Genomic DNA, 24,045 nt, shown 5'->3' with positions numbered 1-24,045 from the left:
ATAGAATTATAAACTCATTACTATTTGAATAACAGAGGTTTGTGTGAAAAAATAAACGCTATTCATAAAGAATAGCGTTTGAGATTATATTTTGTTATTGCAAGTTTACTCTGCAAATGTTCCGTCTGCAGGTTTTTCAAATAGATTTTTATCTAGTTGAGTAGCTGTGGCTGTAGGTTTTGTAAAGTTCATTGCGTTGCGCATCTCCGTAGGTTGTCCTTCCTCTACATTATACCATTGTAGCTCACTAGGGAGTTGTAATCCATTTACTTCCTGCCATTTGTCATATTTAATGTAGCTGTAACGCTCGCTCGGACCTTCCTGACCATAGGTAACTGTATATGCTAGCCACGCCATTTGGTTTGTACTAGGATCTCTATAGATGATATAATTATCATCAGACGCGTCACCTACACCGTCTTCAAAGCTAATTTTTGTGCCAGGGTAATCTACACCATCTTTAGATAGGGTAGGAGCCTCACTATACGTGATACCTTCATCACCTAGTACAAATGGCATTGCATAAAAGTAAAACATAAGATTGTGGTAAAAACGTGCTCTTTCTGGCTTAAAAGCAAGACTATCTTGCTTGAGCCATACTTTTTCTCCGTCAAAACCTAATGTATATGCTGGTGTCTCGATACGTGTTTTTCTAGATTTTAAATCTACAGTATGTACTTCTTCTATATCACCTTTAGGAAGTGTAAAGCATAGGTTGTTCATTGCATTCCAAGTGTCAATACCTCCGTGCGCTTTAAAAATAGCGGCTATACCTTCTGGATATTCTCTTAGCGGTATCTCAGCTACAGTTTCTTCTGTAATAGTAGTTTGCTTTGTTTCTGTCTTGCAACTTGCGAGCAGTACGATAGCTGCTAGTACGAGTAGATTGTTTTTCATTTTGAATTGGTTATAATTAGCCTGTTTTGTAGTAAAAATAGGCGATTACTTACAAAGGAGGTTAATCTTCTTCGGTGAGTTTAAAAAAATCGTTTACGGGTTTATTAAAAAGTGCAGATAGTTTTAAAGCAAGTACGGTAGATGGTACGTACCTATTCTTTTCTATTGAGTTAATAGTTTGTCTTGAGACGCCTATTTTTTTTGCAAGATCATCTTGAGTGAGATCTAGTATAGCGCGTTCTACCTTAAGAGTGTTAGTCATTTGCAGCGCTTTTAAAAACGTGAAAAACTAATATCTGGCAGAAGAGTAATACCCATAGCACAAAGAAGTCGTTTACCGGTTTTAGTGTTGAGCCACCATCTACTATAGTCTCAGCACCTAGCGTAATAAATGGCATAATAAGCGTTTGTATCACTCCTAGTGTAAAAGCAATCATATATGACTTCATACGCATACTCTTGATAAACTCATCTTCTATAGGTTCTTTGGCTAGAGAGACCATAAGTAAACCTATGAGCATCGTGTATTTTACAATTATTACTATTGTTGATTTTAGACTTTCATCTGTGATGATTATGCTAGATACAAATAGCGATATAAAAGAAACTATAAATAGTACCCACCCCACTTTTTTAAAATGATGTGGTAGTTGAAACTTGCTAACCTTCTCTAGACTCCTGCGCTCACACGCAATAATTTTCTTTATACTCATACTAATTTTCTTTAAGTAATTATAACTTAACTTTCCAAAATGGAAAGATAATTTGTTATAATGTCAAATATACTTTACATTTTGTAATTATTAACTATTTTGAGCAACTATTTATCTAATCTTCAGAATATTCTACATTTGCGCTATGTCAAAATATATTTCTAGTCTTCAAAACCCAACGGTAAAACGTTTACTTCAACTTCAAGAAAAGTCACGCACTCGTAAGAAGGAAGGTGGTTTTATAATAGAAGGTAAACGTGAGATTGAGCTGGCTATCGCTGGCGGCTATACGATTACTGAGGTGTATTATGACGAGCAACTCATAACGCCATTTTCGGTAGAAGAACTTGTGGGGAGTACAGTACATCTTACGTGCCTAGCAACAGAGGTATACAAGAAAGTAGCTTACAGAGCAGGTACTGAGGGGGTGATCACTTTCGCGAAAGCAAAAAAAACCACATTATCAGAATTACAATTACCAGTAAATCCACTCATACTAGTTGCCGAAGCACCAGAAAAACCTGGTAACATAGGCGCACTACTTCGCACAGCAGATGCTGCCGCGGTCGATGCCGTTATTATAGCAAACCCCAAAACAGATTTGTATAATCCTAACATCATACGTTCCAGCGTGGGGTGTGTGTTTACAACACAAATTGCTACTGGGAGTACGGAGGAGGTTATCTCTTTCTTGCAAGAAAAGGATGTCGCTATATATAGCGCGATATTACAAGAGGCGGTAGACTATGCAACGCAGGCATATACAGGTGGTAGTGCTATTGTGGTGGGTACAGAGGCTACCGGTTTATCTCCAGAGTGGAGAACGGTGGGTACAAATATTAAAATCCCTATGCGTGGTAAAATAGACTCTATGAATGTTTCTGTAGCAGCGGGAATATTAATTTTTGAGGCTAGAAGACAGCGCTCTTAGAGTAAAGATTATTCTATAATCTCAATAGTCATATACACATTTTCTAGTGGCCACTCACTGCCGTCTACTTCGAGTTTATTAATTTCATCTATCACGCTCATACCTTTAGTCACGTGGCCAAAAACGGTGTGATCTCCATCTAGGTGATGTGCACCGCGAGAAGGTTGTACTATAAAAAACTCAAAAGGAGCGGTTGCATTACTTACATTTTGCTCGGTGTATTTAGCAGAAGAAAAAGCCCCTCTAGTATGCGTGTGTGAGGAATTTGCCTCATTAGGAATCAAGTAACTCCCAAAGCTTGACCGGTTGCGCGCAGTACCTTGTGTGTCATTATTACCACCCTGCACAACAAAGTTAGGAGAGACTCTATGAAACTGTGTTGTGTTAAAATAACCATTCTTAACCAGCATAATAAAATTTGCTCTGTGTAGTGGCGTGTCCTCATAAAGTTGTACCTCAATATTTCCAAAACGAGTTGTGATTCTCACCTTACTCTCAGGGTTGTTTTCTCCATAGGTAGTAAAGAAATCAATAACGTCTTCTTGCCCTTTTATAGTAGGCTCTTTTATGGTACCCATATCTGGTGAAGGATCTTGTTCATCAAGAGTTTCTATAGGTGTGATGGTATCTTGTATCACAACCTTTTTGGCTACAGATTTACTTTCAGATTTCTTATCTTGACAACTTGTGCTTAGAGCAAAAATTATAATAATCCAGAGAAAGGTGCGCATATATGAAGTTTGAGTCATTTTTAGAATTAGTTTCAAAAATAAGAAAACTACCGCTTCCCGGGCGTGATGTACAGCTTGAGATGGCACCACAAGAGCGGCTTAAAGAGCTAAAGGAAGAAGATATTGCAAAGCACAACCCTAGACAAGCTGGTGTGATGTCCCTTTTTTACCCTAATAAGGAGGGGGAGACAGAGCTTATACTCATACTACGTAAAACCTATAAAGGAGTACATTCTAATCAGGTAGGGTTTCCTGGAGGGAAAGTTGAGCAAGAAGATAGAGACCTCGCACATACTGCCTTGCGTGAGACAGAGGAGGAGGTAGGTGTTGCTCAAGATGCGGTCACACTCGTGCGAGAACTTACTAATATTTATATACCACCCAGTAATTTTTATGTACAATCATTTATAGGCTACGTGCAACATACTCCCTCTTTTAAAGCGCAAGAAACAGAGGTAGAAGATCTCATCCCCGTACCACTCTCAGAATTCTTGTCTGATGAGGTTGTAATTACCCAGCGCCTCACTACCTCGTATATGGATGAGGTAGAAGTACCAGCCTATATGTTGCAGGGTCACGTGGTGTGGGGAGCTACTGCAATGATGCTCAGTGAGGTAAGAGCTCTTGTTAAGAAATCTTTAATATTGTAAGGTCTTTTGTATATTTACAAGCTGTTTGTAACCAAGTACGCTTTCGCGAAAGCGCACTCAAACGCACACAACTTTAAACTATTAAATGGGGCTATTCAAAAAAAATCCATTTGGACATATTCTATTCTTAAAACGCTGGCTCATTCGTATTGCAGGAGCAATGACACACAGGCGTTATCGCGGCTTTAATGAGCTGCAGATAGAAGGTTCAGAGATACTCACAAATTTACCAGATACTAACGTGCTTTTTGTGTCTAACCATCAGACCTACTTTGCAGATGTGGTATCGATGTTTCACGTATTTAATGCGAGTCTAAGCGGTCGTACAGATTCTATAAAAAATATAGGTTACCTCTGGAGGCCAAAACTTAACTTATACTATGTTGCGGCAGGCGAGACAATGAAGGCTGGTTTATTACCGCGCATACTGGCTTATGCAGGAGCCATTACCGTGAGTCGTACCTGGAGAGAAAAAGGAAAAGAGATAGAACGTCAAGTAAACCTCAAGGATACAGAAAACATAGGTATCGCTCTAGATGATGGCTGGGTAATCACCTTCCCACAAGGAACCACAAAACCGTGGAAACCTATTAGAAAAGGAACGGCGCACATTATTAAAAATTACAAGCCTATTGTAGTGCCTATCGTGATAGATGGTTTTAGAAGAAGTTTTGATAAGAAAGGTTTGCGTATTAAAAAACGTGGCATCTTGCAGTCTTTTGAGGTAAAAGAACCACTAGAGATAGATTATGAGAACGACTCTGTAGAGAAGATTGTAGAGCAGCTAGAATATGCAATAGAGCAACATCCTTCTTTCTTAAAAGTGATCCCTACAGAAGAGATAGAGGCAGAAGAAGCACTCAATAAGAAAAGACAGTGGGAATACTAGCCTAGTCTAGAAGTCAAACTAAAAAAGTAAAGCGAGAATACCAGTAGGTATTCTCGCTTTTTTTATGGTAAGGCAACAGCTTGACCTATTGCCTTGTATAGAAATTTAAACCCCCTACAGTTAAATTTCTAATTTCTTAAGTTCTCTATAATTTCTATTGAGCTTTCTTAATAATAACCCATAAATAATTCTATAAAGTCCCCATAGTAATCCAAGGGCTATAGTTATTACAACAATAAATTTGAGTGAGAGGTAAAGTAAATTCTCATCTGCAAGGGCTGGGTTATTTTGTATCATAATTGCATAAGCAATAGTAGAGGCAATTGCTACAAATGCCATACTAAACCATATGTAGTACTTTACCGTATTACGCGTTTTGATAATATTTTTCATTAATACTTTTGCAGAGTCTGTCGCTTGTATTTTTTTGAAGTTTTTATAAAACCACACGGCAAAAACGACAAGAGCCGTAAGATGCACAACAAGTACGATAGTATCAAAGGTTTGTAACCCAAACTGTTTTTCAAAAGCTTTTGTCTCATTATCGTTAAAAGCAAATGAGAGTACAATCCAAAAAGCAAATTCTATAAGACTTATAATAAATATAAGCTTCACTATAGAAGAAGACTTCTTAAGGAGCATAGGGTACAAATCTTCCTTTGTGTATTTAGGAAGGGTGTCTTCTTGTTTTTGCCAATCTTTTTTTAGCAACTCTAATTCGTCTACCATATGATTATGGGTTTAATATTTTCTTGAGCTTTTTCTTCACTCTATTCATCTTTACTCTAGCATTTACCTCTGTGATACCTAAGGTTTCTGAGATCTCGCTATAATTTTTATCTTCTAGATATAAAAACACAAGTGCTTTGTCTATATCGTTAAGCTCCTTTACGGCGCTGTACATTAACTTTAATTGTTGCTCTACCGTATCATCATACTCCTCAGAAGAGATGCGGAACATCACAGAGTCAAAATCTTGTGTTTGTACCGTTCTCTTAGACTTACGATATAAAGTGATGGCAGTGTTGAGACCCACTCGGTACATCCAGGTACTGAATTTTGAATCTCCTCTAAACTTAGGGAAGGCACGCCATAACTGTATCGTTATCTCTTGAAAGAGGTCATTGTGCTGGTCACGATTGTTTGTATACAACCTGCATATTTTGTGCACAATATTCTGGTTCTCCTCCAGTAGGGTAACAAATTTTTCTTCGGTGGTTTTGTCCAATGGTTGGTGGCTTTGTTATCTATAAGTAGGTTATTCTTACAAAGTGTTACACGCTGTTGTAAAAAGTTTTTTTATTTATTGAAGGACAGTGCGTTGGTGTGTGGTTTTCTTTGTTACGCTTTCGCGAAAACGTACTAATACCTGTTTTCTTAAAAAGAAAAAGCTCCTTTACCCAAGATAGATAAAGGAGCTTTAAAAGTAATTGTTTTTACTTAGTTCTTGATAATCTTCTGGCTTGTGCCATCTTCAAAGTTTACAATATAAACACCTGTAGTAAGTGTACTTATGTCTGCCTTTGTTACTTCCTTAGACGATATTAATACTCTACCTAAAATATCTACAAGTGTAAAGCTTGTGTTTTTTGTAAAGTAAAGTGTGTTACCTACGGTAGGATTAGGGTAGGCAACTGTCTGGCTAGCTTCTGCATTAAAGTCATCTGTTGAGAGTACATCATTTGCGAGTGTGTACACAGATACTGTAGAACTTACTTCATTTGCCACAACTATAAGTCCCGTGTTTGTAGCGTTATCTTCTGGCTGTATGTAAACAATTCCTTCTGGAGCAAGATCACCTGCAGGATCTTCGGCATCTGGTGTTACATCGCGATTATTTACATAGGTTTCAAATACTGGCGCTTCTGGATCTGAAATATTAAATACAGCTACACCACCTATGCGCTCAAGACCTACAAAGGCATACCAAACGTCATCTATCATTGCAAGGGTTACGGCTTCTGGTTCTGGTCCCTTATCATCAGATCTGTTTTTAAACGCATTTTCATCATCTGTAGCGTTAAAGATGGCTCCGTATACTTCATCTTCAGAAGTTATGCGCTCTAGTAAATCTCCACTGTCATAAACAATAGCACCTGTCTCTGCATTAAGAATAGCAAAAGAACGTCCACCATAAGAGTAAATCTGGTCTATGTCTCCATCACCATCTAAATCACCAGTAGCGCTTGTTGTTTTAAGTCTTCCTAGTGTTTCGTCTTGTTGTAAGATACTTGCATTAGGATACGCAATAGGATCAAGGTCAAGATCTTTTACACGCTCTTCTTCGCTGTATCCATCATAATCTCTTGAGTCACCTTCATTTGCAATTACAAGGTATTGTGTGCCATCTACAGTATAATTTGCAATAGCATCTGGTTGATACATTCCTAAAGTTTGCCAAGTAGACATAAAGACAAAGTCTAAGCTGTTTGAAGCATCTATAGCATTTTCTGGTAATTGGTGATCTTTATATCCATAAGGTATTATAGATGTAATCGTTGCAGCAGCGATATCTACTACGGCATATGCGTTGTTTTCTTGAAGTGAAACATAGGCAGTAGCCCCATCGTCACTTACAGTAATATACTCTGGCTCTAAGTCTTGTGATACAGTTGCTCCTGGACCATAAATACGAACCCCAGCTGCTGTAAGTTCTGTAAATTGTGAATCAAAACTCGTAAAAGAAAGTGAAGTCACATCATCTTGTACCACAGCCGCAGCGCCAGCAGCAAGGTCTATAATTGATACTGATCCTTCTGGGTCTACTGTATAATCTGCATTAGGCTCTCCTTCATTTGCTACGAGTACTTTTGATCCATCTGGAGTAAACGTTAACATATCTGGTAAAGACCCTACCATTACATTTGATAAAACTGTACCGTCTGTATCCATAAATACAACTTGACCATTACTTTGGTCTTCTGCACGTACAGCTACCGCTACAACACCATCATATGAAGATACGCTTGTTACCTCACTACCGTACGTGTCCAGAACAATAGAGTTTAGTACAGTAAGAGAAGTAGGATCTGTAAAGTCTAAAATCTCTACAGCAGCATCCCCAGCATTTGATACAAACAGCCTGCTTGATCCAGCGTCAAATGTAATAATCTCAGCTCCGTTTACTTCTATGTTATTTGAGAATACCATACCTAAGGTATTTGTAGCTGTTGGGGCGTGAGCCTCATCATCTACTACATATATTGCGTGTGATACTGTCTCACCCTCTGTAGCACCTGTAATATCTGTTAGACTTAATGATACATAATAGTCTATAGAAAGATCATCATTATCTGTAGGTGTAAAAGTTACTTGCTGTGTCGTAGCCTCACCTGTTACAAAGTTTACAGCATTATCTACTGTAAATGATTCATTCTCATCATTTGTATAACTTACTTCTATGACAGCACTTACAGTTGCAGACTCAGATATTGTAACTTCTAGTGTTACCGCACCTTCATTTTCTGTAAGTTGTGTTTCTTCTTCTGTAAAGGTGATAGTAGGTAAAGTGGTTGTTGCAGCTTCATAAGTAGCTATTGGCCAGGCGTTTGTTGCTGTTGCTTGTGTAGCCATATTATCATCATCATTTTCATTAGGCCCGCTAAAGCTCCAGTTTGCAATTACAAAAGTACTTCCATCTGGTCCTGTTTCATTTACTCTAGAAGCCCATCCATCTAGATATTCCCAAGCTTCTCCGTTTCCATCTACGTTTATATCGCCAAAGGTGTCAATAACCGCATCATTCATAAAAAGCTCTACGGCATCATCTCCATTTATACCAGCAGCACCATTTACATAATCTGGATCAAAACCAAAGAACGTATTAAAGTTAGGTTGCTCAGACGCGATGTATATAAAATCTCCGGCAGCTGCGCTTCCTTCTAGGCTAAGCTCTACACCATCTGTACCGCCTCCATTATTTGCAGAGCCAACACCATATATAGATAGGTCAGAAATGTCATTAAGTACATAAAGCTCTATCGCTTTAGGAGTTCCTCCAGATAGAGGACCGTCATATACACCAGTAATGATGAGGTCTTGAGCCTGTATACTACAGTTCAATAAGAATGTAAAAAGTAATAAAAAGTAATGTTGTTTCATCTGTGTGATTTTTGTGGTTGATTAATCCCTTAAAAGTAGAAATCAACACACCAGATGATGAAATGTAAACGTTAGTAAACCTTTACGATTTGAGAAGTTTATGGCATATTTTACGTCTATAAAACCCTATGATAACCTAAAATTAAAACAAGGTTATTTGAGACTATGACGGCTATTATATTCTGAATTATAAATAATTACGCTTTCGCGAAAGCGTAACCACATCAAACAAAAAAAATCCGCTGCCCTTTCAAACAACGAATCTTTTAAGCAATCTCGAATTATAACTTGATAAAAGTATATCTAGAGTGTTATTCAATTGCAATGTTAAGGTTAAGAATGTATTAATACTTAGCCCTCATATAGGTAATCGCTCGCTCTATAATCTGTTTAAGTATGTCCAGATCTACATCTGCTAGTTTATTTATATACAGGCAGGCTTTACTTGTTTTGTGTTTACCTAATGCCGGCAGAAGATCATCTATAAGTCCAAAACCGGGCATAATATATATGCTTAAATTTTGCTTGCGAGGAGAAAACCCCACCATAGGCCAGTGTGCTTTTCTTCCAGAGGCATACACCATCTCATACTCATCATACCCTACAATACTATCTCCCCACATTACCGGCTTCTTTCCGGTTACGGTTTCCATAAGTTCAAGTAAGTAAAGACTGTCTCCTTTGCGAGTGGTGTGAGCAACAGCATTTATAAAGTCTAGTGGAGACTGGTCATTTTTTTTGGTTTTTACGTCAGACACGATGTAGGTAATTTTAAATTAGTTTTTCTTCCAGAGTGCATCTATTCCTTTACCTTCAAGTATAAATGGGATACAGCGATCTAGTCTCTTGCGCTTTGTAGCCTCTTGCTTTGCCTCATTTATATAATCTGCATAGGCACGTTGTTTTGCTTTTGTGAGCGCGGTAAAATGTAGTTTAAGCTGTGCATCGTTATACAGTTCATTTTTAAGCATTGTAGGCAATAGCACTTTCTTTACAGAGCGCACCACAGGCATTTTTTTACCATCTCGAGCATTTTGTATAGCCTCATCTACATAAGATGTAATGAGTTTTTCGTCTATAATATCATCTTCTGTAAAGTGTAAATGGCGCATTGCCTTGGTTTTTCCTTCTTGTGCATTACGCAATATTTTACCAGCATCTGTAAGATAGACACCTTGATAAAACCATAAGCCATAGTGCTGCTTAAAAGAAGCAACACCTACTACATTATCATTATTAATGGTATAAACTGGCATTCCCCACTTTACATCTTCTACCAGATCTGTACTCTTGAGAAGCGCTCTTATTTTCTTTAAGCTCGCTAGCCAAGGCACTTCTTGATTATAAAAATTATTCAGCTTTTCATCTTTAGTCATAACCTCAATGTACAAAAAATTACAATTGAGTTACAGATTATGACGGTTGGGAGTATTACGCTTTCGCGAAAGCGGGATTCCTTTCATATTTGTCTCACAATCAATCTAACGAACCACTTATGAAACCTCTTTTATCACTCTTACTCATTTTATCAAGTTATTTTCTCACTGCCCAAACCACCGTTTCTGGCATAGTGACAGATCCCAAAGGCGTGCCTATAGAAGGCGCAAATGTATTTCTGGACGGTACTTATGACGGTGCAAGCACAGACGCAAGAGGCGTATTTTCTTTTACAACAACAGAGACTGGCGAGCAGCTACTTAAGGTCACCTTCTTATCATACGAGCCTTATGAGATTTTTATGAATGTAAGCACCTTAAAAAATCTTAACATTAAACTACGAGATGATATAAACTCACTAGACACGGTTGTACTCTCTGCAGGTACTTTTGAGGCTAGTGATAACAGTAAAGTATCTGTTTTAAAACCACTAGATGTGGTTACCACAGCAAGTGCGCTAGGTGATTTTGTAGGTGCTTTACAAACCTTACCAGGTACCACCACAGTAGCCGAAGATGGTAGACTCTTTGTGCGTGGTGGAGATGCTGGAGAGACGCAAATATTTATAGACGGCATACGTGTTTTTACACCCTATACACCTACGGCAAATAATACACCTACAAGAGGCAGGTATAGCCCATTTCTTTTTGACGGGATCACATTTTCTACCGGAGGATATTCTGCCGAATATGGGGAAGCCCTGTCTAGTGTTTTATTGCTTAACACGGTAGATGAGCCAGATCAAAATAAAACAGATATCTCTATAATGTCTGTAGGAGCAGGGCTAGGTCTTACTAGAAAATTTGAAAAGAGTTCGCTCAGTTTGAGCACCTCATATATCAATCTGGCGCCTTATGTTGCGTTATTTCCTAATCGTAATAACTTTAATAAACCCTTTCAAGCACTGGCGGGAGAGGCGGTATATAGATATAGAACTACAGATGGACTTTTTAAACTCTATGCCGCTGGAGATCGCACTAGCTTTGATATCACACAAGAGGATATAAACAACCCAGAAGGATTTAATCTAGGGCTTACTAACAGTAATTTATATGTAAACTCATCATATACGGGTATGCTTAACGACACGTGGAGTATACAAACAGGAGGTAGTTATACGCTTGCGCGAAATGAAGCCAACATACAATCTACAACCCAGGTGCTAGACACAGAAAACAGTGCACACCTCAAGCTCAAACTAAAGAAAAGGTTTTCAAATAGATTTAAACTCTCCTTTGGCGCCGAACAGTTTATCACAGATTTTGATGAAGATGTCACCGTTGCGGTTAATGACAATATGTTTATTGGAAACTATGATTTTAAAAGTAACATCACAGCCGCCTTTGCCGAAAGTGATATTATCTTCTCCAGAGACTTTGCTATAAAACTAGGAGCGAGAGCGAGTTATACAGATTATATGAAAGATGTTACATTTTCGCCTCGAGCGAGTATAGCCTATAAGACAGGAGCAAAGAGCCAACTATCGCTTGCATATGGTGACTTTTATCAAAATCCGCTTAATGATTTTTTGAAGTTTAGTCAAGATTTTGAAGCTCAAAAAACCACACACTACATTGCAAACTATCAATACAGTGATAACGGTCGTATTTTTAGAGCAGAGGCTTATAGAAAGTCGTATAGTGATTTAATAACTTCAACAACAGAGTTTGCTAGCCCAGAGAGTGTTTTTACAAACGAGGGGAGCGGGTATGCACAAGGTGTAGACGTATTTTGGAGAGATAATACCAGTATTAAAAATATGGATTACTGGGTGAGCTATTCATATCTAGATTCAGAGAGAAAATATCTCAACTATCCAGAGCAGGCCAGGCCTACCTTTGCTAGTCCTCATAGTGTCTCTATTGTGGCAAAGTATTTTGTAGAAGACTGGAAATCACAAATAGGGATGAGTTTTCAGCACAGTTCTGGTAGAACCTATACAGACCGAAACACCCCAGGCTTTTTACAGGCAAATACAAAGTCCTTCAATGACTTGAGTGTAAACTGGGCCTATCTTTTATCACAACAAAAGATATTATACTTCTCTATCAATAACGTGCTAGGTTTAAGAAACATAAATGGTTACCAGTATGCAGATACGCCAGACACAGCAGGAATGTTTAACAGGCGAGCGCTTAGACCCGCAACAGATCAGTTTTTCTTTGTAGGTTTCTTCTGGACTATAAGTGATGATAAAAGTAGTAACCAACTTGATAATCTATAAAACGCAACCTTTTTATAAATTAAGTATCTTAGTAAAAAATAACCTATTATGAAATACCTAATTCTTGTCTTTTGCTTTGTAACTTTAATTGCTTGTGGTGGTGATGATGACCAGATGGTACAAGAGCCAGAGGAGGCTTGTAGCACAGAGATTGTTCCTACCTTTAGTATTACTATGCGTGATGCAAGTACAAATGCACTGCTAGAAGATGTTTCTATCACGGTGATGGATCAATCGTTTACAGTTGTATTACCAGAAGTGTCTCCAGGTGTATATGAAGGTCCAGATGAGCGCGAGGGAAGTTATACTTTACGTATTGAGAAAGATAATTATCAAACAATTATAACTGGACAGATTAACCCGCTCACAGATGAGTGCGGTCTAATTACTGAAGTGTTAAGTTATGAACTAGAGGAATTATAAATAATACACACTAATATATTCTAAGCCTGTAACCTAGTTACAGGCTTTTTTTATAGTACCTCTGTAACATAGTATTCTTTTTTACTACCTATAATCACAATCAAAAAAAAATAGAAAAATGAACGCACACGAAATAGATTATGAAATCTTCGGTGAGGAGATGCAGTATGTTGAGGTAGAGCTAGACCCTCAAGAGGGAGTAATAGCAGAGGCTGGAAGCTTTATGATGATGGAAGAAGGGATACGTATGGAAACCATTTTTGGAGATGGCTCTGCAAAGGATACGGGAGTAATGGGCAAGATCTTTGGAGCAGGAAAGCGACTCCTTACTGGAGAGAGCCTGTTTATGACTGCATTCTATAATGACGTTGTGGGAAAAAAGAAAGTAAGTTTTGCTTCTCCATATCCTGGTAAAATCATTCCAATAGATTTAGGAGCGATAGGAGGGAAGTTTGTGTGTCAAAAAGATGCATTTCTTTGTGCTGCAAAGGGCGTATCTGTTGGGATTGAATTTTCGCGTAAGCTAGGTAGAGGACTTTTTGGAGGAGAAGGTTTTATTATGCAGCGCCTAGAGGGTGACGGTATCGCGTTTGTACACGCAGGTGGTACAATGCTTAAAAAAGAACTTGCTCCAGGCGAGCGTCTCAAGGTGGATACGGGTTGTATCATAGGCTTTGATAGCTCTGTAAACTATGATATAGAGTTTGTAGGAGGTATTAAAAACACCATTTTTGGTGGTGAAGGACTGTTTTTTGCAACCTTAACAGGGCCAGGAACAGTTTACATACAGTCCCTACCTTTTAGCCGTCTGGCAAATCGTGTACTAGCAATGGCTCCAAAAACTGGAGGAAATAAAAGAGGTGAAGGATCTATACTAGGAGGACTGGGAGATTTACTAGATGGGGATAATAGTTTTTAGATAATTAACTATTTTTTAAGAAGTTAAACCCACGGTTGTTAACACTTTTGTAGTGCTTTTGTAGTATATTTATAGGGTTGAACAAAAAGCAAACGCATATAGTTGAAAACTACTTATTAAAAGTCTAACCTTTAAAAAACCTTCGAATATGGCGAGAGCAATGTTTGAATACACAAAGACTATTCTTGATAAGGTAAGTTTTGATAGTTCCCTTTTCTGCAAGGAGCTAGAAAAGGCTATTAAAAGATTACTACCTTACGAAATAGATGAATTAAGAATCTGGATTAACAAACTCGTTAAGACAAGGCCAGATCTAGGACAATGTTTAATATATTTAAAACCATAAAAAATGCCCCGTATGACGGGGCATTTTTATATGCTATAAATAAACCTCTTATCTATTAAGTGGACTTATAATCTGTACGTTTTGAAAAGTAATTGCACCTTTTACAACACCAGCTATGGTAGAGCGTAATGCCTCAATGATCTGCATCTTTAATTCACTCTTATGAAAGATGATACTCACTTCTCTAGCAGGAGAAGGTTCTTTAAATTCTTTAAATAACTCTTGCTCCTTTGCTGGCATATCTAGCGTATGTAGATAAGGTAAAAGCGTCATCCCTAGTCCTTCGTTTGATAACTTTACAAGTGTTTCAAAACTTCCACTTTCTAGTGTAAATTTTTCTTTATCCTTATTACGAGGTGTAGTACATAAATTAATCACCCCATCTCTAAAACAATGACCATCTTCTAGAAGTAATAAATCGTGCGTGTCTAAGTCACTAGGTTCAAGTAGATTTTTTTCGCTTAGTCTATGGTTATTAGGTACGTAAGCCATAAAAGGCTCGTAATACAGTGGGCGCTCTTTTATATTGGGGTTCTCTAGGGGTGTTGCGGCTATAGCTGCATCTAGATGTCCTTCCTCAAGACGCTCTATAATTTGATCTGTATTAAGCTCTTCTATTTTAAGCGTGACCTTAGGGTACTTATTAATAAAATTAGTAAGAAACATAGGTAATAACGTAGGCATTACCGTGGGTATTACCCCTAGCTTAAACTCTCCACCTATATATCCTTTTTGTTGATCTACAATATCTGTAATGCGATTTGCCTCATTAACAATATTGCGAGCCTGGTGTACAATCTTTGCACCTATATCTGTAAGCTCTATAGGCTTCTTACTACGGTCAAATATTTGCACATCCAGTTGGTCCTCTAGCTTTTGTATTTGCATACTAAGCGTGGGCTGGGTTACAAAAGTCTTTTGAGCGGCTCTTGTAAAATTTTGATGCTCTGCAACAGCGAGCACATATTTAAGCTGAGTTATAGTCATTGGTAAGATATCTACCACAAAAATAAGAAATGATTAATTATAACCATCTACAAAGCAGGTGAGAAGTAAACTGGGGACAAACAAAAAAGTCTGTGTACGCGACACAGACTTTTGAGTTGTTATATGAAACTAAAATTACATTTTAATCTCAAGTGTAAGATCTTCAGATGCTACTGTAAACTTTGCGTCGTTCCAAGTAGGAGGGCCAAAACCAGCACCACTTCCAGAAATTCCATAATCTTCTTTAGGCATACCATTTGCTTCAAAGTCCATACGGTTATTGCCATTCATATCGTGTAATGTGATAATACCATATTCACCTGGCTTTACATTTTCAAAAACGAGTGTAACTGTTTTATTTTCTGGTGTTGCAGACTGTGTTTCGAGAGGAGCTGCCTTCATAAAAGTTCCTTCTGTGTATAATGAGGCAGAGGCAGCTCCGCCATTATTTGTTAGGTTTGGGATAGTAACGGTTACAGTTACTCCAGATGCTTCTTGTCCAAAAGAAAAAGATGAAACGGCTGCTAGTAATAAAAAGATAATTGTTCTCATAAATGATTAGATTTTTAGAGTTGTTGTTTTTAATTGATGATGTAAATGTATCACCACACTTTCGTGAAAACAATCTGCTGTTACCCAACCGTCATTTTATGAGACTGAGTTGTAATAATCTAAATGTAAGAGCTCATTTTTAATAAGATAACCCTATTTGCGCTCGTATAGTATCTAGCATCATAATAAGTTCTTTACTCTTAGAAAATGTCATCACATCACTCTCAGTCTTTCTTAAGGCAAGCATCTCTTGACAATGTAGTATCTCATAATGATATCCATTTACATCTTTAGGCCTAGAAAATTCTAGTGTTTCTGTCACTCCATTTTCGGTAAGGGTTACTGAGCTCGGTTCGTGAAAACGGCTGTTTATGATAATTTCTCCTTTTTCTAAAATAATATGGCAGCGTGTAGGTGTCTCCTCATCTATCGCCGAAAATAATTGAACCTCCACATCTTGAGTATAACGTAAGTGCATCGAGCAGTTATGATCTACCCCAGTAGGGCCCAGAGTAGCCTTAGCCTCTATATCTTCTGTGTAACCAAGTAAAGAGAGCGCTGCAAAAACAGGATAGATACCCACGTCTAGTAAACTACCGCCACCAAGTGATTTATTGTACAGCCTAGAAGTCGTGTCAAACGGACTATTAAAACCAAAATCTGCCTTAAGTGATTGTATCTCTCCTAAGGTGCCCCCAGCTACTTTGTTAAGTACAAATTTATAATGTGGTAAAAAGTGTGTCCATAATGCTTCCATTAGGAATATTTTTTTCGCTTTCGCGAAAGCTATCATCTCCTCAACCTCTTCAAGATTCATAGCAAAAGCTTTCTCGCAGAGCACAGCCTTGTTATTTGATAAGCACAGGAGCGTATTTTCCTTATGAAACATATGTGGCGTAGCGATATAAACAATGTCTATGTCTGGATCTTGCGCCATCTCTTCATAACTACCATAAGACTTTACGGCTTTGTAGGTATTACCAAAGTTTGCGGCCTTTTCTTTATCACGACTCGCTACGGCATATAAGTTTGCACCCTCGGTGAGGAGGAGGTCATTTGCAAATTTGCCAGCTATCTTTCCGCAGCCTAGTATTGCCCAGTTTGTCATAGTGGTTGTTATTTATAAAAGTATTTTGCTTTCGCGAAAGCGTTCAAAAAAGAAAATTACACATAGTCCTTATCAGAACTTCCAAAGCTTGCCTGTAGCAACATTGCTAGCCCCATCACAAGACCACAACCTACTACGTTAAGCCACAAGTATGGAAACTCTATAATATCATAATGTATCAAGCCGTAAACGATAATAATAATTACCTGCGTGATAAGCGCTGCGATAAATACGGCATTGCTTTTTACAAATTTTATAAAGAAGGCTAGTAAAAATATCCCTAAGATATTTCCATAAAAAATAGAACCTATAATGTTTACTAGCTGTATTAAGTTTTCAAAAAGGCTGGCCGTACAGGCTACAATAATGGCGAGTATACCCCACATAAGTGTAAAACCTTTGGTGCTTTTTACATATAGCGCATCTGTCATCTCTCCTTTGTAGTTGCGCTTGTAAAGATCTACGGCTGTGGTTGCACCAAGTGCATTAAGTTCAGATGCGGTAGATGACATTGCAGCACTTAATATTACAGCAAGAAGCAAGCCTATAAGGCCATTAGGTAAGTTGTTAAGTATAAAGTGTATGAAGACATAGTCTTTGTCATTATTTTCTACCTCTGGAGCAGCTTTTGCGATAATAGTTTTTCCTTTTTTACGTAACTGTTTATCTCTATTCTCATAGGTAGTGATGTAAGATAGCGTCTCACCATCTCGCTCATAAGTGTCAAGAGTAGGGTCTTGAGCATAGTTAAATGCTGCTTGTTTTTGTAGTTCTTGGTTTGTAAGAAGTTGTTCTTCTAGCGAGGCAAATTCACTTGCATAAATAGATGATTTAACTGCATCTGTCGCCGCAGGATTAAAGTGTAGTGGTGCACTATTAAACTGATAAAAGACAAAAACCATCACACCTACCAGTAGTATGAAAAACTGCATCGGGATTTTAAGAGCGCCGTTAAAGAGAAGACCCATTTGCATTTCCTTTACATTTTTACCAGAGAGGTAACGCTGCACTTGACTCTGGTCTGTTCCAAAGTAAGAGAGCATTAAAAAGGTACCTCCTAACAGACCTGTCCAGACCGTATATCTATTACTAAGGTCAAAAGAAAAATCTAATAGGTTCATTTTTTCGCCAGCACCGGCGATACTTAGCGCATCTGTAAAGTTTATGTTTTCTGGAAGTTTGTCGAGTATGAGGTAAAAAGCAATAGCCATCCCTGCAAAGATGACTGCCATTTGTTGCTTTTGTGTAATACTTACTGCCTTTGTCCCACCAGAAACGGTATAGATAATCACAACGATACCTATAAGAATATTGAGCATTGTAAGATCCCAACCTAATACGGCAGAGAGAATGATGGCAGGAGCATAGATAGTAATACCTGCTGCAAGACTACGCTGTATTAAAAAGAGGATAGCAGCTAGTGAGCGTGTTTTAAGATCAAACCTACTCTCTAGATACTCGTAAGCAGTAAAGACCTTAAGCCTGTGGTATATAGGGATAAAAACAAGACATATAATGACCATTGCAATAGGCAGTCCAAAATAGAATTGTACAAATCCCATTCCATCATAAAAACCTTGTCCCGTAGTAGATAAAAAAGTGATGGCACTCGCCTGTGTTGCCATTACAGAGAGACCTACGGTCCACCATTTTGAGGAGTTACCGCCTTTTATATATTCTTCGGCATTTTTACTTCCTTGTGTTTTATAGGTTCCATAAACCACAATAAAAATTAAGGTAAATGCAAGTACAGCCCAGTCTATAGTTTCCATATTATGAGAATGAGGTCATTAAGAAGTAGAAAGCAATAAAGTATGCTAGATTAAGCAATAAGATGATTGTGTATTTCTTCTTCCAGGTGTACGAGGATGGCTTGTTCATAATTACTGTTTGATATCTTGCTGCTCTTGTTTACCTACACTAAGCATATTTGCAAATAGCTTGTATGCCCCAGACACTCCAGCTGGTAACTCTCTAAAAAAGCTTAAGCCAGTGTAGATATAATGTCCTTTACCATATGCTGCGATGAGAAGACTTCCATCTTTTGCAGTTTCTCCCTTATCGTTCATAGATAAAATAGGCGTGTACTCACTAGACCATTTATTTGGAAAATAAAGGCCTCGCTCTTGTGTCCATCCTTGAAAATCTTGTTGAGATAACTTGTTAGGAAAATTCATAAGCGGGTGATCTTTTGCTAGGATTCTCACCTCGCTATTTTCATCTGTCACACGGTCTCTAGAAAGTGTAAGCTCATACGGAGCTCCTATTTTTGTGTTGCCCCAGCGTCCAGAGGTGTTGTATTGTGCGATAAGTGTTCCGCCATCTTTTACATAATCTAGTAGCAGTGGTTGTTTTGCTTGCATCTCATCTACCACATTATAAGCACGTATACCTACAACTACAGCGTCAAACTGTGATAGCAACTCTGGTGTTATGGTCGCAGGGTCTATCACTGCAACTTGATAACCTATCTGCTCGAGGTTATCTGGTACTGCATCTCCAGCTCCCTGTATATAGCCTATGTAGTTACCCTTGCGTGCAATGTCTAGTCGTACAACACGTGCTTTATTAGGCAAGAATAATGACTGCAGCGGGATGTGAGCGTAGTCTATTTTTATAAGCTCTTTAGTATACGTCTTTCCACCAGAAACCACACGCGGACTCAAATCACCCTCGCTATCACCAGCTGGTGGTGTTACTGTAAATACAAACTCTTTTTCTTCTCCCTTATTTGCTATAGAAACATCATAACTAGCAGGCGATACCGTCCATCCAGATGGTTTGTCTAGCATAACCGTTCCTGTAAAATTAGCTTGATGTGCTGTGACTGTTACGGGTATTTTTTTTGATTCCGCTTTCGCGAAAATGATCACCTTAGACTCTAGTCTGGATGACACAGCTGGTACAATTTCAAAAGGCTCATACACTTCACCTTTTACTCTGTCATTGTATTTATAGACGATAGGTTTTGTGATACTTATAGGCACTCCCGAAATGATAAGGTCAAATGTGACTGTGTTTTCTTGTGGTGTTTCTGGCTTACCTATCATTTGCTGGTCTGCAACCTTGTACATACCTAAAGTACCTTCTTCTCGTAACCAATAAGCTGAGGTTTCTTTAAAATCATCACTTACTGAAAGGGTTGTTGATGTAGTATAACGCTCATTATTTTCTAGTGGTTGATTAGACGCCACTACGTTATCTGTAACTGTTACGGTAGCTTTTTTGAGCATCACAGACTGAGTACTTCTATTTATAGCTTCTATATCTAGTTTTATTGAGCTGCCTGTAGTTGCATAATTAGTATCTGCTTTTGCTTCTAGGTAAAGCCCTGTCACTGCAGTGATAATTGTCTCAAGTTCTTTAGACTTTATGTTTTTCCAGTGTGTGTCTTCTAGTTGTTGCACGAGGGCATATGCCTTCATAAGTTGTGGTATACTCTTATCTGGCGCAGTAAAGTCATAGGTTGCAACTAGGTTGTCTAGTATTGTCTTTATTGCTTTTCCTCCTTTAACACGTGTCCAAGTGGTGTTAATACCTTGAAAAACATCATCGTTAGTAGGCATTTCTCCACGTAATAACTCAAAATAAGTATCACTAGTACCACGCGAGCCCGTATTACCAAATCCTTGAGACTTATGCTGGCTTCTACTAAGGGAAGATATCTCTGTATTTGATAACCCTAAACCAGGGTAGAAGGTACCTACATCTACTTTCACAAGGTTAGACTTATCTGCCGCTTCAAATTTTTCTCTACTTCCATAAAACCACCAAGAGGTATTAAAGAATTGTCTTTGTGGTGACCACGTATCTGTGTATTGTAATTGATCTGAATATTTTGAGGCGTCTCCAGCGAGATCATATGCCTCTACAGAGAGCATTGCACTAGAGGTGTGATGCCCGTGTGTGCTTCCTGGTGTTCTGTGATTAAATCTATTAATGATTACATCTGGCTTAAAAGTACGTATTGCCCATACTACATCACCCAGTACTTCTTCTTTGTTCCAGATGGCAAGTGTCTCATCTGGGTGTTTTGAGTAACCAAAATCGTTTGCACGTGTAAAACGTTGCTCTCCACCATCTGTTGCACGAGCAGCAAGTAACTCATTAGTGCGTATTACTCCTAAAAGTTCCCTTAGTTCTGGCCCTATAATATTCTGGCCACCATCACCTCTTGTGAGTGATAAGTATGCCGTTCTTGCTTTAACAGTATTTGCAAAGTAGGAGATAGCTGTTGTATTCTCGTCATCTGGGTGCGCGGCAACATATAGTACAGATCCTAAGAAATTTAGCTTTTTTAGGTCTTCATAAATTTCGCTAGCTGTAGGTTTACTGGGCTGTACAGTGATTCCTTGTGAGTACGCTTTCGCGAAAGCAAAAAAAGAAATCAGAACAAAAATCACATAGGATTTGCGTGTCATATTGAGCGTGTTGGTATCACTCAAATATACCTAATATCAATGCCTAGGAGGTTTTCTTTAAGTTTTCTTTAACGATTATACAGGCTTGTTAAAATGCTCATTATCTTGAGTGCCATCTACGGGATCTACTATGCGGGTGGCGACACCGTCTTGTACTAAGGTGACTCCTTTTTGCATAATAAGACTGTTGGGATAGGTATGCAGGCCGCCATCATCTGTGCGCAAATTCATATGGAAGCCTTTTATGTCTTCTATGATGGCAATTATGGGAAAATCTTTGTCGTGTATTTTTATACGATCTCCTATTTTATAAGGAAGTGTAAAAAATATAATAACACCAGAAGTCATATTACTTAATACAGACCATTGTGCAAAAAAACCTATACCTATAAGAGCAAAAACCGAAGAGGCATACACGCCTATATCTCTAGCATTAAGACTCCAGATAAGAAAAGCAAACACAGAGGCAATGAGGATAAGAATAAAATCTACATACTTCATTACTAGATTTGCACGTTGCTTTACCTTATTTTTTCTATCTGAAAAACGATTTACAAAGTAAGAAATCACCATACGTAGGCCTATCATAACAACCGCCACGATGGCACTTTCTATAAGTTGCTCTCTGTATAAGTTTATAAATTCTACAGCCATTTTTTGCGCTTAAAATATATGATAGAACCTATAAATATAAAAACCATAGCTCCCCAGAAGTAGTAGTAACCATTTTGCATTTGTAACTCTGGAATATGTTGAAAATTCATCCCATAAATTCCTGCAAGAAAAGTCATAGGTATAAAAATAGTAGCGATAATAGTAAGCACCTTCATCACCTCGTTCATACGGTTTGCGATGTTTGTTGAGTTCATATCCATTAGTCCTGCTATGGTATCTCTATAAACTTCTACAGTCTCAATTACCTGTATGGTATGATCATAAAGATCACGTACAAAGACTTGCGTTTTTTTAAGTATGAGGTGATTATCTACTTTTTCTAGCTTATTTACAACCTCCCGTAACGGAAATATTGACCTGCGTACTTGTATCACCTCTTTTTTGAGCTGTTGTATCTCTTGTGAATAGTTTTCTGAAGGGCTTGTATATATCCTTTCTTCTAGATCTTCTATTTTATCGCTTAGGGTCTCTATAATTATAAAGTAGTGATCTATTACAGCATCCATAAGTGCATACATTAGGTAATCTGCCCCAGTAGTGCGCACGCGACCTTTAGATAGGCGTATACGATCTCTAATCCCGTCAAAAACGTCACCATCATACTCTTGCATAAGCAAGACATAAGACTTGCCCAGAATAAGACTTATGTGCTCCGTGTTTAATTTACCATCTGTATCGTGATAGAGCATTTTAAAAACAATAAATAAATGATCTGGATACTCATCTAGTTTGGGTCGCTGGCTGGTATTTGCCACATCTTCCATCACCAGTGGGTGTAGGTCATACTTGTGTGATATATCTGTAAGAGCTTGTGTGTCAGAAAGACCATTTACATTTACCCAGGTAACCGTTTTTTCGTCTGTGTCTTTTGTATAGCTGGATAACTCGTGTACTGTTTCTTCTTCTACAAAGGTTGCATTGTAGTCAAAAACATCTATGAGGACATCTTTTATCTCTTTTGAACCAGTATAGACCACGTGACCTGGGGCGTGTGACATTTGTTCCTTTATCACATCCTTAGACATCACATTTGCACTGGTAAATGGATTGACTTTTTTAAGTTGTTTGCGTAGTCTTTTCATTAGTCTAGTTGTAGTTCTGTACGCAAAGCTTCATCTGCAATACTTTTTTTACCCCAGTATGCACTTTTAATTGTCTTTATTTTGGTGGCAGTTGTTGTCATAGGCGTGCCGTCGCGCCCTTGAGGAAATGTCTCTGTCCAGCCTTCTATAGTATATGGAAATTGAGGAGAGAAGTGTATTACAACACTGCGTTGTAGGCTAGGGTAGGTAATAGTATACGTCCCATTTTCTATGGTTGCTGTTGCATCATATGCTCTAAGTTCTTTATGTGAGTTACGTATATATTCAAGATTAGGTATTGCCTTAAAAGATCCGGTAGGGAGCGAGGTTGGGTCAAGGCGTATCTGAGTCCATAATTCATTTTCTAGTATATCCTTTGGGAGATTCATTTCTTGGTCTGCCTCAGATTGAAAGTAGGAGTGAGAGGTCACTTCAAAGTCTCCTCTGTTATTAAGTTGTGCATATACGTGACCGCACCATTCTTGTGTGCTCTGTGATACTTTTACAGCGTGTTTTTTTTCGGTAACGGGATAAAATGTGCTCGTCATTATGGAGTAAGGGTAGATGCCTGTCACAAACTTTTTGGTAGCATTGAGCTTGAGTACAGGGATGTTGCTATCGTTTTGGGCATCTGCTTTTACTTGTTCTTTTGGTAAGAAATCTTCAGTTACATAAATCAAGACTGCTGTGCCTGGTCTTATCTCGTCATATCGTGCTTGATCTAGTTTATAAGAAGAAATTTCGGCAGTGCCGGCATACCAGTAATCTTTCCACTCTTGAGATAAATTACGTTTTTCTGCGGTGTTTTTTTGAATTGAGTCCGCTTTCGCGAAAGCGATATCATCCCCAGTCTCTTTTTTACAACTTATAAGCATCGCAAGTAACGCAATAGCCACTATAAAAAAGAATATAGCACGCTCTAGGGCAAACATTTTTTTTAAGAATCCCATAATTTATTT

Annotated in this window: 24 protein-coding genes; 7 read left to right on the top strand and 17 right to left on the bottom strand. The window is 38.2% G+C overall.

Translation table 11 applies throughout. The features are described from left to right. Positions 1-105 precede the first annotated feature (105 nt). The 3 genes from ABVM49_RS13380 to ABVM49_RS13370 all read right to left on the bottom strand — a co-directional run bounded on the left by ABVM49_RS13380 (position 106) and on the right by ABVM49_RS13370 (position 1,610). Entirely contained in the window at positions 106-897 is a 792-nt protein-coding gene (locus tag ABVM49_RS13380) for a DUF6503 family protein (RefSeq protein WP_405202365.1), read from the bottom strand. Positions 898-958: 61 nt separating this feature from the next. Then, the gene (locus ABVM49_RS13375; RefSeq protein ID WP_021779432.1) at positions 959-1,159 is read right to left on the bottom strand and encodes a helix-turn-helix transcriptional regulator; all 201 of its coding nucleotides are present in this window, start codon (positions 1,157-1,159) and stop codon (positions 959-961) included. After that, positions 1,152-1,610, bottom strand: coding sequence for a hypothetical protein (locus tag ABVM49_RS13370; RefSeq protein ID WP_405202364.1), 459 nt, complete (start codon positions 1,608-1,610; stop codon positions 1,152-1,154). Before ABVM49_RS13370 ends, ABVM49_RS13375 begins: the two co-directional genes overlap by 8 nt. Before the next feature lie 145 nt (positions 1,611-1,755). Here ABVM49_RS13370 and ABVM49_RS13365 point away from each other — a divergent pair, with 145 nt between their 5' ends. Beyond that, on the top strand, positions 1,756-2,541 hold the full coding sequence (locus ABVM49_RS13365) for a TrmH family RNA methyltransferase (protein ID WP_405202363.1): 786 nt from the start codon (positions 1,756-1,758) through the stop codon (positions 2,539-2,541). 8 nt (positions 2,542-2,549) lie between these two features. Here ABVM49_RS13365 and ABVM49_RS13360 read toward each other — a convergent pair whose 3' ends face one another. Next, complete coding sequence (locus ABVM49_RS13360; protein ID WP_405202362.1) at positions 2,550-3,272, bottom strand: peptidylprolyl isomerase; 723 nt, start codon at positions 3,270-3,272, stop codon at positions 2,550-2,552. 2 nt (positions 3,273-3,274) lie between these two features. Here ABVM49_RS13360 and ABVM49_RS13355 point away from each other — a divergent pair, with 2 nt between their 5' ends. Then, positions 3,275-3,922 (top strand): NUDIX hydrolase, encoded by a 648-nt coding sequence (locus tag ABVM49_RS13355; RefSeq protein ID WP_405202361.1) that lies wholly within the window; start codon positions 3,275-3,277, stop codon positions 3,920-3,922. A gap of 85 nt (positions 3,923-4,007) precedes the next feature. Next, the gene (locus tag ABVM49_RS13350; RefSeq protein WP_021779427.1) at positions 4,008-4,811 is read left to right on the top strand and encodes a 1-acyl-sn-glycerol-3-phosphate acyltransferase; all 804 of its coding nucleotides are present in this window, start codon (positions 4,008-4,010) and stop codon (positions 4,809-4,811) included. A gap of 120 nt (positions 4,812-4,931) precedes the next feature. Here the strand turns inward: ABVM49_RS13350 and ABVM49_RS13345 are convergent, their stop codons facing one another. The 5 genes from ABVM49_RS13345 to ABVM49_RS13325 all read right to left on the bottom strand — a co-directional run bounded on the left by ABVM49_RS13345 (position 4,932) and on the right by ABVM49_RS13325 (position 10,288). Continuing rightward, on the bottom strand, positions 4,932-5,540 hold the full coding sequence (locus ABVM49_RS13345) for a hypothetical protein (protein WP_405202360.1): 609 nt from the start codon (positions 5,538-5,540) through the stop codon (positions 4,932-4,934). Positions 5,541-5,544: 4 nt separating this feature from the next. Further along, entirely contained in the window at positions 5,545-6,039 is a 495-nt protein-coding gene (locus ABVM49_RS13340) for an RNA polymerase sigma factor (RefSeq protein ID WP_038596653.1), read from the bottom strand. Positions 6,040-6,251: 212 nt separating this feature from the next. Continuing rightward, positions 6,252-8,912, bottom strand: coding sequence for a choice-of-anchor I family protein (locus ABVM49_RS13335; RefSeq protein ID WP_405202359.1), 2,661 nt, complete (start codon positions 8,910-8,912; stop codon positions 6,252-6,254). 344 nt (positions 8,913-9,256) lie between these two features. Then, positions 9,257-9,670 (bottom strand): DUF1801 domain-containing protein, encoded by a 414-nt coding sequence (locus ABVM49_RS13330; RefSeq protein ID WP_405202358.1) that lies wholly within the window; start codon positions 9,668-9,670, stop codon positions 9,257-9,259. 18 nt (positions 9,671-9,688) lie between these two features. Beyond that, positions 9,689-10,288 carry a YdeI family protein gene (locus tag ABVM49_RS13325; protein ID WP_375253089.1) on the bottom strand — a complete coding sequence of 200 codons (600 nt, stop codon included), beginning with the start codon at positions 10,286-10,288 and terminating at the stop codon, positions 9,689-9,691. Between the two features lie 119 nt (positions 10,289-10,407). Here ABVM49_RS13325 and ABVM49_RS13320 point away from each other — a divergent pair, with 119 nt between their 5' ends. The 4 genes from ABVM49_RS13320 (at position 10,408) to ABVM49_RS13305 (ending at position 14,261) form a co-directional block, all read left to right on the top strand. After that, positions 10,408-12,573, top strand: coding sequence for a TonB-dependent receptor (locus tag ABVM49_RS13320; protein ID WP_405202357.1), 2,166 nt, complete (start codon positions 10,408-10,410; stop codon positions 12,571-12,573). Positions 12,574-12,621: 48 nt separating this feature from the next. Beyond that, the gene (locus ABVM49_RS13315; RefSeq protein ID WP_405202356.1) at positions 12,622-12,996 is read left to right on the top strand and encodes a hypothetical protein; all 375 of its coding nucleotides are present in this window, start codon (positions 12,622-12,624) and stop codon (positions 12,994-12,996) included. Between the two features lie 118 nt (positions 12,997-13,114). Beyond that, a complete protein-coding gene (locus ABVM49_RS13310) occupies positions 13,115-13,915 on the top strand; it encodes a TIGR00266 family protein (RefSeq protein WP_375253086.1) in 801 nt (266 codons plus the stop codon). 148 nt (positions 13,916-14,063) lie between these two features. Continuing rightward, positions 14,064-14,261, top strand: a complete 198-nt coding sequence (locus ABVM49_RS13305) for a hypothetical protein (protein ID WP_021779418.1) — start codon at positions 14,064-14,066, stop codon at positions 14,259-14,261. 48 nt (positions 14,262-14,309) lie between these two features. On the opposite strand, the gene ABVM49_RS13300 is transcribed toward ABVM49_RS13305, so the two are convergent. The 8 genes from ABVM49_RS13300 to ABVM49_RS13265 form a co-directional block, all read right to left on the bottom strand. Next, the gene (locus tag ABVM49_RS13300) at positions 14,310-15,248 is read right to left on the bottom strand and encodes a LysR family transcriptional regulator (protein ID WP_038596662.1); all 939 of its coding nucleotides are present in this window, start codon (positions 15,246-15,248) and stop codon (positions 14,310-14,312) included. Positions 15,249-15,383: 135 nt separating this feature from the next. Continuing rightward, positions 15,384-15,800 (bottom strand): DUF2141 domain-containing protein, encoded by a 417-nt coding sequence (locus tag ABVM49_RS13295; RefSeq protein WP_405202355.1) that lies wholly within the window; start codon positions 15,798-15,800, stop codon positions 15,384-15,386. A 139-nt stretch (positions 15,801-15,939) separates the two neighbouring features. Then, on the bottom strand, positions 15,940-16,908 hold the full coding sequence (locus ABVM49_RS13290; protein ID WP_405202354.1) for a Gfo/Idh/MocA family protein: 969 nt from the start codon (positions 16,906-16,908) through the stop codon (positions 15,940-15,942). A 56-nt stretch (positions 16,909-16,964) separates the two neighbouring features. Further along, positions 16,965-18,680: a sodium:solute symporter gene (locus ABVM49_RS13285; RefSeq protein ID WP_405202353.1), complete on the bottom strand. Its 1,716-nt coding sequence runs from the start codon at positions 18,678-18,680 to the stop codon at positions 16,965-16,967. A 111-nt stretch (positions 18,681-18,791) separates the two neighbouring features. Continuing rightward, positions 18,792-21,329, bottom strand: a complete 2,538-nt coding sequence (locus tag ABVM49_RS13280) for a PIG-L family deacetylase (protein ID WP_405202352.1) — start codon at positions 21,327-21,329, stop codon at positions 18,792-18,794. A 75-nt stretch (positions 21,330-21,404) separates the two neighbouring features. Then, positions 21,405-21,983, bottom strand: coding sequence for a mechanosensitive ion channel domain-containing protein (locus tag ABVM49_RS13275; protein WP_405202350.1), 579 nt, complete (start codon positions 21,981-21,983; stop codon positions 21,405-21,407). After that, on the bottom strand, positions 21,974-23,086 hold the full coding sequence (gene corA, locus ABVM49_RS13270) for a magnesium/cobalt transporter CorA (protein ID WP_405202349.1): 1,113 nt from the start codon (positions 23,084-23,086) through the stop codon (positions 21,974-21,976). Before corA ends, ABVM49_RS13275 begins: the two co-directional genes overlap by 10 nt. After that, positions 23,086-24,036, bottom strand: a complete 951-nt coding sequence (locus ABVM49_RS13265; RefSeq protein WP_405202348.1) for a septum formation inhibitor Maf — start codon at positions 24,034-24,036, stop codon at positions 23,086-23,088. Before ABVM49_RS13265 ends, corA begins: the two co-directional genes overlap by 1 nt. Positions 24,037-24,045: the final 9 nt, after the last annotated feature.

The sequence above is a fragment of the Dokdonia sp. LLG6352-1 genome, from assembly GCF_045055815.1.
In the GTDB taxonomy this organism is placed as follows: domain Bacteria; phylum Bacteroidota; class Bacteroidia; order Flavobacteriales; family Flavobacteriaceae; genus Dokdonia; species Dokdonia donghaensis.
Note: the sequence above shows the minus strand (reverse complement) of the source record. Positions and strands in the feature narration are given on the sequence as shown.